Source organism: Ruegeria sp. BG3 (assembly GCF_056538485.1).
The window spans coordinates 136,275-151,188 of the sequence record NZ_JBQFTE010000010.1 but is presented as its reverse complement, the minus strand read 5'-3'; the positions used below and the strand labels follow the sequence as shown (position 1 = coordinate 151,188).

Annotated in this window: 14 protein-coding genes; 10 read left to right on the top strand and 4 right to left on the bottom strand. The window is 60.3% G+C overall.

Features of this window, described 5'->3' with window-relative positions; all coding sequences use genetic code 11:
* Positions 1-60: 60 nt before the first annotated feature.
* Genes cobU through ACR0AI_RS16595 form a run of 4 tightly spaced genes read left to right on the top strand, consistent with a single transcriptional unit; the run spans position 61 to position 3,662 of the window.
* Entirely contained in the window at positions 61-582 is a 522-nt protein-coding gene (gene cobU, locus ACR0AI_RS16610; protein ID WP_480675644.1) for a bifunctional adenosylcobinamide kinase/adenosylcobinamide-phosphate guanylyltransferase, read from the top strand.
* Positions 579-1,157: a histidine phosphatase family protein gene (locus ACR0AI_RS16605; protein WP_480675642.1), complete on the top strand. Its 579-nt coding sequence runs from the start codon at positions 579-581 to the stop codon at positions 1,155-1,157. Before cobU ends, ACR0AI_RS16605 begins: the two co-directional genes overlap by 4 nt.
* Before the next feature lie 58 nt (positions 1,158-1,215).
* Complete coding sequence (locus ACR0AI_RS16600) at positions 1,216-2,100, top strand: glutathione S-transferase (RefSeq protein WP_475219357.1); 885 nt, start codon at positions 1,216-1,218, stop codon at positions 2,098-2,100.
* Positions 2,101-2,147: 47 nt separating this feature from the next.
* Positions 2,148-3,662, top strand: coding sequence for a YifB family Mg chelatase-like AAA ATPase (locus tag ACR0AI_RS16595; protein WP_480675640.1), 1,515 nt, complete (start codon positions 2,148-2,150; stop codon positions 3,660-3,662).
* Between the two features lie 197 nt (positions 3,663-3,859).
* Here the strand turns inward: ACR0AI_RS16595 and gshB are convergent, their stop codons facing one another.
* The 3 genes from gshB to rsmI all read right to left on the bottom strand — a co-directional run bounded on the left by gshB (position 3,860) and on the right by rsmI (position 6,084).
* A complete protein-coding gene (gene gshB / locus ACR0AI_RS16590; RefSeq protein ID WP_170378897.1) occupies positions 3,860-4,792 on the bottom strand; it encodes a glutathione synthase in 933 nt (310 codons plus the stop codon).
* A 61-nt stretch (positions 4,793-4,853) separates the two neighbouring features.
* Positions 4,854-5,225 carry a YraN family protein gene (locus tag ACR0AI_RS16585; protein ID WP_170661161.1) on the bottom strand — a complete coding sequence of 124 codons (372 nt, stop codon included), beginning with the start codon at positions 5,223-5,225 and terminating at the stop codon, positions 4,854-4,856.
* A gap of 1 nt (position 5,226) precedes the next feature.
* Positions 5,227-6,084: a 16S rRNA (cytidine(1402)-2'-O)-methyltransferase gene (gene rsmI / locus ACR0AI_RS16580; RefSeq protein WP_170721139.1), complete on the bottom strand. Its 858-nt coding sequence runs from the start codon at positions 6,082-6,084 to the stop codon at positions 5,227-5,229.
* Between the two features lie 88 nt (positions 6,085-6,172).
* Between rsmI and ACR0AI_RS16575 the strand changes: the two genes are divergently transcribed.
* From ACR0AI_RS16575 to murJ, 3 genes are read left to right on the top strand one after another with little or no spacing between them, the layout of a single operon-like run.
* The gene (locus tag ACR0AI_RS16575) at positions 6,173-7,345 is read left to right on the top strand and encodes a penicillin-binding protein activator (protein WP_480675638.1); all 1,173 of its coding nucleotides are present in this window, start codon (positions 6,173-6,175) and stop codon (positions 7,343-7,345) included.
* Complete coding sequence (locus ACR0AI_RS16570) at positions 7,305-10,124, top strand: [protein-PII] uridylyltransferase (RefSeq protein ID WP_480675636.1); 2,820 nt, start codon at positions 7,305-7,307, stop codon at positions 10,122-10,124. Before ACR0AI_RS16575 ends, ACR0AI_RS16570 begins: the two co-directional genes overlap by 41 nt.
* Positions 10,121-11,662: a murein biosynthesis integral membrane protein MurJ gene (gene murJ / locus ACR0AI_RS16565; protein WP_480675634.1), complete on the top strand. Its 1,542-nt coding sequence runs from the start codon at positions 10,121-10,123 to the stop codon at positions 11,660-11,662. Before ACR0AI_RS16570 ends, murJ begins: the two co-directional genes overlap by 4 nt.
* On the opposite strand, the gene ACR0AI_RS16560 is transcribed toward murJ, so the two are convergent.
* Positions 11,663-12,349 (bottom strand): rhomboid family intramembrane serine protease, encoded by a 687-nt coding sequence (locus tag ACR0AI_RS16560; RefSeq protein WP_170490861.1) that lies wholly within the window; start codon positions 12,347-12,349, stop codon positions 11,663-11,665. It abuts the gene before it with no gap.
* An 86-nt stretch (positions 12,350-12,435) separates the two neighbouring features.
* Here ACR0AI_RS16560 and trpS point away from each other — a divergent pair, with 86 nt between their 5' ends.
* The 3 genes from trpS to ACR0AI_RS16545 all read left to right on the top strand — a co-directional run bounded on the left by trpS (position 12,436) and on the right by ACR0AI_RS16545 (position 14,908).
* Positions 12,436-13,464: a tryptophan--tRNA ligase gene (trpS, locus tag ACR0AI_RS16555; RefSeq protein WP_480675631.1), complete on the top strand. Its 1,029-nt coding sequence runs from the start codon at positions 12,436-12,438 to the stop codon at positions 13,462-13,464.
* 59 nt (positions 13,465-13,523) lie between these two features.
* Positions 13,524-14,387, top strand: a complete 864-nt coding sequence (locus ACR0AI_RS16550; protein WP_480675629.1) for a branched-chain amino acid aminotransferase — start codon at positions 13,524-13,526, stop codon at positions 14,385-14,387.
* A 65-nt stretch (positions 14,388-14,452) separates the two neighbouring features.
* The gene (locus tag ACR0AI_RS16545) at positions 14,453-14,908 is read left to right on the top strand and encodes a universal stress protein (protein WP_170378913.1); all 456 of its coding nucleotides are present in this window, start codon (positions 14,453-14,455) and stop codon (positions 14,906-14,908) included.
* The last annotated feature ends 6 nt before the right edge of the window (positions 14,909-14,914 follow it).

Genomic DNA, 14,914 nt, shown 5'->3' with positions numbered 1-14,914 from the left:
TGCCGACTTAGGGTCGATACGCAGATCATCACCAAGTGGATCACCAGAAAGGTAAGAATTGTGACCGCCAATTTAACCTTTGTGCTGGGTGGGGCTTCATCAGGCAAGTCGGCCTACGCCGAACAACTGATTGTAACTTCAGGGAAAAGCCGGATCTATCTTGCGACATCACAAGTGTTTGATGGCGAGATGCAGCGAAAGGTCGATCGCCACGTCGAACAACGCGGGTCCGGCTGGGAAACAATCGAGGCACCGCTAGACCTTGCCCCGGTTTTGGCGGAACTTAGTCCTGACCAAGCCTGCCTGATTGACTGCGCCACGATGTGGTTGACCAATCACCTGCTGGCCGAGAACGATCTGGATCAGGCCCAAGCCCAACTGCTGAGCACCCTGCGCAGCTGCCCGGCGCAGCTTGTGATCGTTTCGAATGAGGTTGGTCACGGCATCGTACCCGAAAACGCCCTCGCCCGGCGGTTCCGCGAAGCACAGGGCCGGCTGAACATCGCGCTAGCAGCACAGGCCGACCTGATGGTTCAGGTCACGGCAGGGCTGCCCATGGTCTTGAAGGGACAGTTGCCATGACGCGGCTTCATCTGGTCCGCCACGGCCCCACCCATGCCAAAACGATGGTCGGCTGGTCCGATCTGCCCGCCGATCTGAGCGATCAGGCCGCGCTGCAGCGATTGCATGATCACATCCCTGTGGACGCGGTTGTTGTCTCATCCGACCTGTCGCGCGCGGCGGATACGGCAACGGCGATCCAAGGCCAGCGCCTCCGCCTGCCCCACCACCCTGACCTGCGCGAGATCAACTTCGGCACATGGGAACTGCGCGGTTTCGCCGAGATCGAAGCCGAAGACCCCGAGCTTGCCTTTGCATATTGGGACAATCCCGGCGAAGTGCGCCCTCCAAACGGAGAAAGCTGGAACGACGTCCGTGCGCGGGTCGACAAAACCGTCGATGCGCTGATGGCCACACATGCGGGCGCGGATCTGGTCATTGTTGCCCATTTCGGAGTGATCCTGACGCAAGTACAGCGCGCTTTGAATATTGAGGCGCAACAAGCGTTTTCGCACCGGATCGACAACCTGTCGGTTACCCAGATCGCCTATAACGCGGGCGAATGGTCCGTCGGTGCCATCAATCATCTGCCGTGATCCGGCAGGTCACAAATCACTGATTTACGAGCGCTTCCGGCTCCGTCATCCTTTGATCATGACCTATGATCTCTTTATCGGTGACCGCCTGTTTTCCAGCTGGTCCATGCGCGGCTGGTTGATGCTCGAGAAGTTCGGCCTGCCCTATCGCAGCCACTTGGTTGGCCTCTATTCCGGCACCATGGCCGCGGATATGGAATCCCTTGCCCCAGCCCGTCTGGTTCCCGCCCTGCGTCTGCCCGATGGTACGGTTGTGGGCGAAAGCCTCGCGATGGCCGAGACATTGGCTGAACGGCACCCCGAAGCTGGTCTTTGGCCGTCAGACCCAGCCGCGCGCGCAACGGCCCGTTGGCTGTGCGCCGAAATGGTCGCGGGTTTTACCGCACTACGTGGGGAATGCCCGATGCAGTTGGCGCATGTTTGGAAAGGGTTCCAACCGTCAGCGGACACTTTGAATGACCTCGCCCGGATTGAGACGCTTTGGGCGCATGCTCGGGCGATCTCGGGCGCGTCGAAGGGTCCGTTTTTCGGAGCCTACTCGCTGGCCGATGTCTTCTACACCCCAGTCGCGGCTCGGATCATTGGGTATGATCTGCCGGTCTCAGCCGAAAGTCGCGACTATTGCCTAAGCTTGCTGTCGGATACATCGGTCCGACAATGGCGCGCGATGGGGCTGACCGTGCAATACGATCCGTACCCCTACCCGGAATATTCACCCTCGGCTCTTTGGCCTGTTGGAGAACCGTCCGCGGCACGACCCGCCAACGAAGGCCCCTCAGTCAACGCGCACTGCCCATATTCCGGCGACCCGGTCACCGATTTCCTCGACCTCGACGGCCAGCGCTGGGGGTTCTGCAACACGTTCTGCCGCGACAAAACAGTCGCAGATCCGGACGCCTGGCCCAAATTTACTGCGATGCGCGCAGCCGTTAACCATTCCTAAACCGCCGCCATGGCAGCAACGTCCTGTTAACCAAGAACAGGATTGCCATGGTTGCCCGCGCTCATACGGTTGCGTTTCAAGGGGTTGATGCCCGCCCGGTCGAGGTGCAATGCGCCGTCTCTCCGGGCCTACCTGCCTTTTCCATCGTCGGTCTGCCGGATAAGGCAGTGTCCGAGGCGCGAGATCGGGTGCGCAGCGCGCTCAGCGCCATGGCTATCGCCTTGCCGTCAAAACGCATCACCATAAACCTGTCCCCCGCCGACCTGCCCAAAGAGGGTAGCCATTTCGACCTTCCCATCGCTGTCGCCCTCCTGTCCGCTTTGGAGATCATCCCGGCAGACGCGGCCGAGGGCACTGTTGCGCTAGGCGAATTATCCTTGGACGGGTCGCTGGTTCCGGTCGTGGGCGCTTTGCCCGCCGCGATGACGGCGGCGGCCGAGGATCGCGCCCTGCTCTGCCCCCGCGCCTCAAGCGCCGAGGCTGCATGGGTGGACGCCACTCAGGTCATCGGAGCCGGTTCGCTGGGCGATGTAGTGCGCCATTTTTCGGGTCAGGCCCCATTGGCAGCGGCCAAACCGGGCGAGGTTAGCCTGTCCTCCAACACCCGCGATCTGCGAGACGTCAAAGGACAGGAACGCGCCAAACGCGCGCTAGAGATCGCTGCTGCGGGACGGCACCACCTGATCATGATCGGCACGCCGGGCTCGGGCAAATCCATGCTCGCCGCGCGCCTGCCCGGCATCCTGCCACCTTTGACCCCGGTCGAGGCGCTGGAAACATCGATGATCCAATCCCTATGCGGGTTGTTGGACGAAGGCGGCATCAACCGGACGCGGCCCTTTCGCGAACCGCATCACACCGCCTCGATGGCGGCAATTGTCGGCGGCGGACGCGGTGCAAAACCCGGAGAAATCTCTCTGGCCCATAACGGGGTGTTGTTCATGGACGAGTTCCCCGAATTCCCTCGCACCGTTTTGGAAACCCTGCGCCAACCGATCGAAACCGGAGAGGTCATGGTCGCCCGCGCCAACGCCCATGTGAAGTACCCCTGCCGTTTCATGCTGGTCGCGGCAGCCAACCCGTGCAAATGCGGGTACCTGACCGATCCGTCCCGCGCTTGTTCCCGCGCACCGGGCTGTGGCGAAGACTACCTGAACCGCATCTCCGGCCCTTTGATGGACAGGTTCGATATGCGCATCGAAGTGCCTCCGGTAGCGTTCACCGACCTTGATCTGCCGCCGTCTGGCGACAGTTCGGCCACCGTGGCCGCGCGTGTGGAGCAGGCCCGCGCCGTTCAGAGCGCTCGGTTTGACGGTCACGAGGGCGTACGTCAAAACGCTGATATCGAAGGTAAATTGCTGGAGGAGGTCGCCGCCCCAGATGACGAGGGCAAAGAGCTGCTGCTCAAGGCCGCCGACCGGTTCGGCCTGTCGGCGCGTGCATTCCACCGCATCCTACGGGTCGCGCGAACCATAGCCGACCTGGATAGTTCCGCTGATATCCGGCGACCGCACGTGGCCGAAGCGCTAAGTTTTCGGATCAGCGCACGGGCCATGGCTTAAATGTTCGCCCACAGTATTTTGCTAGGCCGAATGGGATACAATCTACAGCGGAACCGATCATTGCCGTCGTCCTAGACAAGTCCGGTAGCTTACCGCTTGCGCCATGTTCAAGCGAGGAACTCGACCTTCAGTGCGACCGTGCATTCCAATGAACGGACCGCATCGAACACCTAAGCGCCGCCCAACGCCTGTAGCGCTTAGACTTTGGCCTCGATTGCCTGCCAGATCTTTTCGGCGATGTTCTCACCGTTGAAACGCTCAAGCTCTTGAATACCGGTGGGGGAGGTGACGTTGATCTCGGTCAGGTAGTCTCCGATCACGTCAATCCCGACAAAAATCTGGCCTTTTTCCTTTAGTAGAGGGCCTATGGCCGCGCAGATTTCGAGATCCCGCTCGGTCAAACCGATCTTTTCGGGTCGCCCGCCAACATGCATATTGGAACGCGTCTCACCTTCGGCCGGGACGCGGTTGATGGCACCCACAGGCTCTCCATCCACGAGAATCACGCGTTTGTCGCCGTTCTTCACATCTGGCAGGAATTTCTGAACGATCAACGGCTCGCGCGAGAATCCGGTGAACAGCTCATACAGCGAGGTCAGGTTGCGGTCATTGGCATCCAACCGGAACACCCCAGCCCCTCCATTTCCATAAAGAGGTTTAAGGATGATGTCCTGATGCTTGTCTTTGAAGGCCTTGATGGTCTGCATGTCCCGCGCAATCGTGGTCGGAGGGGTCAATTCGGGGAAATCCAGAACCAGTAGTTTCTCGGGGTAATTGCGTACCCAAAACGGGTCATTGACCACCAAAGTTTGCCCCTTCAACCGATCCAGCAGATGCGTTGAGGTGATGTAATGCATGTCGAACGGCGGGTCCTGACGTAGCCACACCACGTCAAACTCAGCCAGATCAACTTCACGCTCGGGACCGAGGACCGCGGGGTCTCCGGCAACGCGCTGAACCTGCATGTCTTGTCCTCGCGCGGTGATCCGCCCCTCCTGATAGGCCAATTGATCCGGCCCGTAGAAGAACAGCTCATGCCCGCGGGCCTGTGCCTCTTCCGCGAGGCGGAAAGAGCTGTCGGCGTTGATATCCACGGCCCCGATCGGGTCCATTTGAAAGGCGATTTTCATGGCATGTCCCTCAACTTCACGCCAGATACATGGCGCAGCAGGCCGAGGGGTTCAATGGGGCTTAGGTCGGTCCGAAGGCGTTTTCGATGATTTGAACAGCGCCCGTGCCATCGACCAGCGCCGCGTCGAACCGAACATTCGTCAATTGCCCGCCGGGTTCATTTTCAAGAAACTGCGCCGCTGATGCGCAGATACGCTGGGTCTGCCGTGGGGTGATCCGAGCCGCGGCCATATCAAAACTGGCGCTTTTCTTGACCTCAATGAAAACGAGCCCTTCGTCACCCCGCGCAATCAGGTCAATTTCACCCCCGGCACCGCGCCAGCGTCTGTGAGCGATCGAGAATCCGCGGCGTTCATAGTCGGCTGCAACCCGCAATTCCGCAGATTGCCCTGCATGATAAGATACCGACCCCCGCACCGCACGCTGCGTCATGTCATCCCTTTCCCAGTTTGAGAGCCTGCTGGTAAATGGGACGTCTGGGAAGTTCATACATCTTTGACACCAAATCCGCCGCATCCCGAACCGAATGGGTTTGCAAGGCCTGTTTCAATGCCTCTTCTACGTCAGATTCGTTAACGCTTGGCGAATGGCTGCGATCCACGAGCAGAACGACCTCACCCTTGGGTGTTTGGTCTTGGTAGGCCTCTGCCAGGTCTTGCAAAGAGCCACGTCGGACTTCCTCGAACTTCTTCGTCAGTTCGCGGCACAAAGCCGCCTGCCGGTCGGAGCCGAGGATGTCGGACAGATCGGACAAGCATCCAGCGACGCGCTTGGGTGATTCGTAGAACACCAGTGTTCCGGGAATATCCCGCAACGCCTCGATTCGGCTGCGACGAGCGCCAGACGCATTCGGCAAAAAACCCGCGAAAAAGAACGCATCCGTTGGCAGGCCCGCCAGCGTCAGCGCCGTCAGCGCGGCGGAAGGGCCCGGTGCGCAAGTAACGGTGTGCCCGGCCTCGGCCGCCTGCCGCCCTAAATCGTAGCCCGGGTCGGCGATTAGCGGCATACCGGCCTCGGACGCATAGGCAACGGATTGCCCTGCGGCCAAAGCATCCATGATCTTGCCGCGTGCGCCCGCTCCGCTGTGGTCGTGATAGGCCTGAATGCGTCGCCCGCCCAAGGGGATACCGTGGATTTCCATCAACCGGCGTAGGCTGCGGGTGTCTTCTGCCGCGATCATGTCGGCCGAGGCCAGCACATCCAACGCTCTGAGCGTAATATCGCGCGCCGTACCGATCGGAGTGGCAACAAAATACAGGCCAGCAGCCAAACTTATGTTTTGGAAATTCAAAGCTGGACCCTCACAGCGTGACGTTTATTATCGCGGCTCGATAGAACAGCAGCGTCGCAAGCCGCCGGATCAGGGAGTTTTCTTTTAGATGTTTACCGTTTGCAAGTCCGTAAGCAAGTTGGCCAAAACCACAATTGCCCTGACCACCGCCGTTTTTCTGGCAGCCTGTGAAACCACTGGCGTCGGCGGAGGCCCCTCGATCAACACCTCGGAACCGGTGCCCGTTGCGCTTCTGGTTCCGCGCGGATCGGGCCAGTCCGGCGACGCGGCGCTCGCGCAAAGCCTTGAGAATGCAGCACGTCTGGCGATGTCGGACCTGCCGAACGTTACAATCGACCTGCGTGTCTATGATACGGCAGGCAATGCCGGTACGGCCTCGGGCGTGGCGCAACAGGCGGTGGCGGACGGTGCCAAGATCATCATTGGACCGGTCTATGCACAGGCCGCCAACGCGGCCGGCCTTGCGGTGCTGAACAACAACGTGAACGTCCTGTCCTTCTCGAACAACACCAGCATCGCGGGTGGAAATGTATATGTACTGGGGCCGACATTCCAGAACACGGCCAATCGACTGGCCAATTATGGCGGAAGACAGGGCAAGACCGGAGCAATCGTCGTACACAGCAATGACGCCGCCGGAGAAGCTGGCCGCTCAGCCATTGCCAATGCGCTCGCCAGCAGCAGTATGAACAACGCTGGCAGCGTCGGTTACGATCGGTCGCAGCAGGGCGTGATCAACGCGGTGCCCAATATCAAATCCGCCATGGATTCCACCGGAGCGGACTCGGTCTTCTTGACTGCAACCACCGCAGGGGCGCTGCCTCTGTTCTCGCAGCTTCTACCTGAAGCGGGGGTTTCGCCGTCGACCTCTCAGTATATCGGTCTGACACGGTGGGACATTCCGGCCCAAACGCTGGAACTGCCCGGCGTTCAGGGCGGTTGGTTTGCCCTGCCTGATCCCGCAAAGGCGCAGGCCTATCGTCAGCGCTATAATGCGACCTATGGCGAAGCGCCGCATCCGATCAGCGGGTTGGCCTATGACGGGATCGCCGCCATCGGGGCGCTTGTCAGCCAAGGCAAATCGAATGCTCTGACCGGGGCAGCGCTGACTCAGAGCGCCGGTTTCCAGGGTGTTGGCGGCATCTTCCGCCTGCGCTCGGACGGTACCAATGAACGCGGTCTGGCGGTTGCCACGATCCAGAACAAACAGGTGGTTGTGATTGACCCTGCCCCGCAAAGCTTCTCAGGGGCCGGTTTCTGACCAGCCTCACCTGACCGCAGTGCCTGAAAACTCACTTATCTGCCCGCCAGAGGATATTTTCGACAGTGCCCGCGTTGACGCTCAGCTTGCTGCGGCGTTCCAGGCAGGTGCTGACAATTCCGCGTTACGTGCTGAAACCGTGCGCATTCTGCGTGAGGCACAAAAATCCGGGCGCGCCGCCATTGCCGAGGCCTTTGCTGCCCGCCCATTTGACGCGCGCCCTCTAACCCGGTCCTATACCTACCTCACGGATTGTCTGGTCGGTACCGCGATGCGGGTCGCCAGCGAGAATCTGCACCCTCTGGCCACCCCGACGCAGGGGGAACGCATCGCTGTTCTGGCGGTCGGCGGTTATGGGCGCGGTGAGATGGCACCCGCGTCGGATGTCGATCTGCTGTTCCTGACGCCCTACAAGATCACCGCCTGGGCCGAGAGTGTGATTGAATCCATGCTCTATATCCTGTGGGATCTGCGCCTGAAGGTCGGCCATTCCTCACGCACGATCAAAGATTGCCTGCGTTTGGGGACCGAAGATTTCACCATCCGCACCGCGATGCTGGAGCAGCGCTACCTGGCTGGTGATACGAATCTCGCCAAGGAACTGGACCAACGCCTCAAGGCCGATCTCTTCAAAGGTACCGAGCGCGAGTTCATCGAGGCCAAGCTTCAGGAGCGCGACGAGCGCCACTTGAAACAGGGGCAGCGCTACGTAGTCGAACCCAATGTGAAAGAGGGCAAAGGCGGGCTGCGCGATCTACAGTCGCTCTACTGGATCGCGAAATACATCTACGGCGTACAAGACGTGGCCGAGCTGGTCCCGCTGGGCCTGTTCACACCGGATGAATTCAAGACCTTTGCCGAGGCCGAAAACTTCCTCTGGGCCGTACGCTCGCACCTGCATCTGGTCACGGGGCGCCCGACCGAGCAGCTGACCTTCGACATGCAGGTCGAGGTTGCGGCGCGCATGGGCTATGAAGATCGGGCCGGGCGGCGGGCCGTCGAAGTGTTCATGCAACGCTATTTCCGCCATGCCACCAGCGTTGGGGAGTTGACGCGGATCTTCCTGACCAAGCTGGAAGCCCTGCATATGAAAGGCGCTCCGCTGCTGGAGCGGATTTTCCGCCGCCGCCCTCGGGTCAAACCCGGGTACAGCATGGTTCACGGGCGTCTGGATATTGCCGATCCGGATACATTCCTGACCGACAAGCTGAACATGTTGCGCCTGTTCGAGGAAGGCCTGCGTACAGGCATGTTGATCCATCCGGATGCTATGCGGCTGGTCACGGCCAATCTGCACCTGATAGACGACGATATGCGCAACGACAAAGAAGCCCAGCGCATCTTCCTCGACCTGATGCTGAAACACGGCAATCCGGAACGCGCCCTGCGCCGGATGAACGAACTTGGGGTGCTTTCAGCCTTCATACCCGAATTCGAACCCATCGTAGCGATGATGCAGTTCAATATGTATCACAGCTACACGGTGGACGAGCATATCATCCAGTGCATCGTCAACCTCGCCCAGATCGAACGCGGAGAGCTGGTTGAATCGCTGCCGCTGGCGTCCTCGATCCTTGAAGGGGGCGTAAACCGCAAGGTCCTCTATGTTGCGCTTCTGTTGCACGATATCGCCAAGGGCCGGCCCGAAGATCACTCTATCCTCGGGGCACAAATCGCGCGGAAAGTGGCACCCAGGCTGGGACTGAACAAATCCGATGCCGAGACGGTCGAATGGCTGGTGCGTTATCACCTGCTCATGTCGGATATGGCGCAGAAGCGCGATATCTCGGACCCTCGGACCGTGCGGGATTTTGCCAAGGCTGTGCAAACGGTCAAACGGCTGGATCTGCTGACCGTGCTAACCGTCTGTGACATTCGCGGTGTCGGGCCTAATACCTGGAACAACTGGAAGGCCACGTTGCTGCGCGCGCTGCATGCGGAAACCAAACGTGCCTTGGAAACGGGCATGGAGGATCTGAACCGTGCCAATCGCGGGGCCGAGGCCAAGAAACTGCTGCGCGCCGAACTGGCCGAATGGTCCAAGGCCGATCTGAAGACGGAAACCGGGCGGCACTATGCCCCGTACTGGCAGGGCCTGAACGTCTCGACCCACTTGGAATTTGCCGAGATGCTACGGACGCTGGAGCACAGCGGCGATCCCGGCGCGATGGAGATCCGCCTGCATCCGGACGAGGATCGCGACGCCACCCGCGCCTGCTTTACCATGGGTGATCACCCCGGTATCTTTGCGCGGATCGCCGGGGCCTTGGCCTTGGTCGGTGCCAACGTCGTGGATGCCCGCAGCTACACCACCAAGGATGGCTACGTAACGGATGCGTTCTGGATACAGGATGCCGAAGGCCACCCGTTCGAAGCCAGCCGTCTGCCGCGTCTGACCCAGATGATCCACAAAACGCTGAAGGGCGAGGTCGTGGCCCGCGAGGCGTTGAAATCGCGCGATAAGATCAAGAAACGCGAACGCGCTTTCAACGTACCGACCCATATCACCTTCGACAATGACGGCTCTGAAATCTACACGATCATCGAGGTTGATACCCGCGACCGCCCCGGTCTGCTCTATGACCTGACGCGCACGCTGGCAGCGGCCAATGTCTATATCGCCAACGCCGTAATCGCGACCTATGGCGAGCAGGTGGTGGATACGTTCTACGTCAAGGACATGTTCGGGCTGAAATACCACTCGGAAAGCAAACAGCGCGGGCTTGAGACCAAACTGCGCAAAGCCATTACCGAGGGCGCCGAGCGCGCGGCGTCATGAAGCAAATCCGGCTGTTTTCGGGCTTCTTCACGGTCGGCTTCTGGACGTTGGCCAGTCGCATTCTGGGCTTTCTTCGTGAAATCCTGCTGACCGCGTTCATCGGCCCCGGCCCGGTGATGGACGCCTTCGTCGCGGCTTTCCGTCTGCCCAACATGTTCCGCCGCTTCTTTGCCGAAGGCGCATTCAACGCAGCTTTCGTGCCGATGTTTTCCAAGCGGCTAGAAGGCGGAGAGAACGCGCAAGGGTTCGCGCAAGACGCCTTCAACCTTTTGGTCGCCGCGGTATTGGCCCTGGTCGGGCTGGCAATGGTCTTCATGCCGGGCCTCGTCTGGCTGACGGCCGAAGGGTTTTACGGCGATGAACGCTTTGATCTGGCCGTCGACTATGGCTATGTCGTCTTCCCCTACATTCTTTTCATGTCACTGGCGGCGCTGTTTTCGGGCGTTCTGAACGCGACCGGGCGGTTTGCTGCCGCCGCCGCAGCGCCGGTTCTTCTAAACATCTTCGCCTGCACCGCCCTGATCGCTGGCGCGATATCCGGAGGCGAGGTCATTCGCTGGCTCATCGCCGTGATCCCTTTGGCAGGTGTGGCGCAGTTGGCGTTGGTCTGGTTTGCCACCGAACGCGCCGGTATCCGCATACGTTTTGGGTTGCCGCGTCTGACGCCCGAGATGCGGAATATGGTCCGCATCGCCGTACCCGCCGCCTTGGCCATGGGGGTTACGCAGGTCAATCTGGTCGTAGGGCAACTTGTGGCCTCAAAAACCGAGAAAGCCGTCAGCTGGTTATTTGCAGCAGATCGTCTGTATCAGCTGCCTCTGGGTGTTGTCGGGATCGCCATCGGAATCGTTCTGCTGCCCGACCTGTCTCGCCGCTTGCGGGCGGATGACAAAGCGGGCGCGCGCAATGCGTTTTCGCGGGCCGGAGAATTCATGTTGCTGCTCACCCTGCCTTCGACCGTAGCCTTCCTGATCATCCCGAACCCGCTGGTGTCAGTCCTGTTTCAGCGGGGCCAGTTCACCGCTGAGGACACAGCCGCCACAGCCCTGGCCGTTGCGATCTATGGCATCGGCCTGCCCGCATTCATGCTGCAGAAGCTGCTGCAACCGCTGTATTTCGCGCGTGAGAACACGCGGTCTCCGTTCCACTATGCTTTGGTGGCAATGATCATCAACGCGGTGCTCGCCTTCGGTCTCTACCCGATTGTCGGCTGGATCGCCCCGGCCATCGCCGCCTCTGCCGCTGGCTGGGCCATGGTGGCCCTGCTGGCTTTCGGCGCGCGCGACATGGGGGATGAGGCGCGGTTCGACGACCGTTTTCGACGCCGCGCCGGGCGGATCATCTTGGCCTCGATCGGGATGGGCGTGGTGTTGTTTGCCGCTATTCAACTGTTCGGCTGGACGCTTGATGTGCCCGGGTGGCGCTATTTGGCTCTGCTTGCGCTGATCATGGTTGCAGCGGTCAGCTACTTCGCATTCGGCCACCTGTTGGGGGCATTTAGACTGTCCGAGTTCAAAACGGCCCTGCGCCGGTCTTGATCACTCACGCCGGATGCGACCCTTGATCCGCGCCCAACCACCCGGTGCCAGAAAGAAGGACAGGCCGAACCCGGTGGCAAAACCGCCCAGATCGGCCACCCAATCACCTGTGCCGCCAAAGATCAGGCCAAACAGCAGCTGAATGCCCATCAGCACCGCAATCAACTGAAATGCCCGCGCCTGATTGGCCCCAACCAAAGAAAGTTTGCGCCACAGCAACCAGGTAAATGCCCCGATCAACCCGTAGACCGGTGGGAACCCTCCGACCAGCGGATAAGACGGGTCCAGAAACAGCGCATAGGCGAGCGCGCCACCAACACCCGACAGCACGAAAATCAGCAGCATCGGAAAGCCACCAAAGACCTCACCCACCATCTTGCCCATGGCCAGCACGAAGACGCAGACAAAAACCGCCTGCGTAAAACTGCCCGAAACGAAGGGATAGGTCACAAAGCGGATGACATGCTCGAACGGCCAGCGCCCGTTTTGCACCATCCAATCGAAGATATCGGCCGAGAACGCGTAGCTCTGCAGCGCATCTAGCCGCCATCCAACCGCGCCCGGCCCTCCGACCAGACCACGGGCGCCCAGCGTAAACGCCAGCTCGATCCCCATGATGAACAGAACCAAGGCCACCACGACGGGCGGCAGAGGGTTCACGGCGGGTGTATAATGCTCACTGCTCATTGGGCTGGCCTTTCGCGGCTGTTGACGTCCCTTGGCCTCATGGGTAAGCGACGAGGGCTGATTTTTCCAGACGGGAGTTCCCTTCGATGACCCAGACCCAATTCACGCCGCGCGTGTTTTCCGGCATCCAGCCTTCGGGCGGGCTGACCTTGGGCAACTATCTGGGCGCGATGAAGCGCTTTGTGGATATGCAAGGGCCAGAGTTCGAAACCATCTATTGCATGGTCGACCTGCATGCGATCACCGTCTGGCAGGACCCCGCTGCATTGTCACACAACACACTTGAACTGTGCGCGGGCTATATCGCGGCGGGCATCGACCCGGAGCAATCCATACTGTTCAACCAAAGCCAGGTGCCCGAACACGCGCAACTGGCGTGGATCTTCAACTGCGTCGCTCGGATGGGCTGGATGCAGCGCATGACCCAGTGGAAGGACAAGGCGGGCAAGAACACGCAAAACGCCTCGCTAGGTCTTTTTGCCTATCCGGCGCTGATGGCTGCGGACATTCTGATCTATCACGCAACCCATGTGCCGGTCGGGGAAGACCAGAAACAGCATCTGGAGCTGACGCGCGACATCGCGATCAAGTTCAACAACGATTTCGGCGTCGACTTCTTCCCGGTCACAGAACCTGTGATCGAAGGGGCGGCCACCCGGGTTATGAGCCTTCGTGACGGCTCCAAGAAGATGTCTAAGTCTGATCCGTCAGACATGAGCCGGATCAACATGACCGACGATGCCGACACGATCGCCAAGAAAATCCGCAAGGCCAAGACTGATCCGGACGCCCTGCCATCAGAAGTCGACGGTTTGGAAGATCGCCCAGAGGCGCGCAATCTGGTCAATATCTACGCCGCGCTCAGCGACAGCTCGGCCGCTCAGGTGTTGGCCGAGGTTGGCGGCAAGCAGTTCGGTGAGTTCAAACCGATGCTCGCGGAACTGGCGGTCGAAAAACTGTCCCCGATCTCGTCCGAGATGGCCCGCCTGATGGGCGAACAGTCCGAGATTGACCAGATCCTGGCCCGTGGTGCGGAAAAGGCGCGTGCGATTGCCGCCCCGATCCTGAAGCAAACCTACGAAATTGTGGGCATGGTCGGCGCAGCCTCGCGCTGATTGCTCTGGACCTTCGTCCGACGCCCTCCTAGGTTTGCCGAAAGTTTTGAGAGGGCGCTATGGCAGTCGGCAAGAATATTCGTACCTATTTTGAAGGCCAATGGCATGAAGGGGACGCACCTATCATGCGAGCGGCGGATCATGGATCGTGGCTAGGGTCCTCGGTCTTTGATGGCGCGCGCTACTTTGACGGCCTGGCCCCAGACCTGCTGGCCCATTGCGCCCGCGTGAACCGATCCGCCGAAGCGCTGATGCTGACCCCGACCGTAACGCCGGAACAAATGGTTGATCTGGTGCGCGAGGGGCTGCAATCCTATGGCCCGGATCAGGCTGTCTATATCCGCCCGATGTATTGGGGCATCCACGGAGACGTCACGGCCATCGTGCCCCAGAAAGACAGTACCGGTTTCGCCATCTGTCTCGAAGAGATCCCAATGGCGCCCGAGACGGCCTCGGTCACGTTGACCACCACCCGGTTCCGCCGTCCTGTACTGGAATCCGCCGTGGTGAATGCCAAGGCCGGGTGTCTCTACCCGAACAACGCCCGGATGCTGACTGAGGCGCGCTCCAAAGGGTTCTCGAACGCGCTGGTCGCCGACGCGATGGGCAATGTGGCCGAGACCGCCACTGCCAATATCTTCATGGCCAAAGACGGTGAGGTCTTTACCCCCATGCCCAACGGCACCTTTCTGGCCGGGATCACCCGCGCACGGCACATCAAAAACCTGCGCGCCGATGGTGTCACCGTACATGAGTCCGTCCTCAGCTTTGATGATTTCCATGCAGCGGATGAGGTGTTCATGTCCGGCAACATGAGCAAGGTGACGCCTGTGACCGCTCTGGACGACATACAATATCAGGTTGGCCCTATCGCCCGTCGCGCCCGCGCGCTGTATTGGGATTGGGCAGCAAGCGAGCGCTAGGGATTCACCCGAGTTGCCAGCACGCTATCGGTCGGGCATGATCCCAGAAAATCAAGAGGACCCAAATGCGCAAGTTTCTCGTCATTCTGGATGACAGCCGCGAATGCCTGAACGCCATGCGTTTTGCCGCGATGCGGGCCGCGCATACCGGCGGCGGCGTGACAATCCTGTCCGTCATCCCACCGGATGAATTCAATCACTGGATCGGTGTGGCCGAAACCATGCGCGAAGAGGCCCGCGAACGTATCCACGCCCATTTCGAAGTCTTCGCCAAATGGATGCGCGACAAGCAGAGCGTTGAACCTGAATTGGCCATTCGCGAAGGCGATCCGGTGGCACAGATCATCGAACACGTGCAATCCGACCCCGAGATTGGGGTTCTGGTTCTGGGCGCCGGCACCGACAAGAAAGGGCCGGGTCCGCTGGTGACTCAGCTGACCAAGAACTCGGGCAGCATGCCGATCCCGATCACCATCGTGCCAGGCGATCTGAGCAAGGAAAAACTGGAAGAGATCACCTGAGGCACC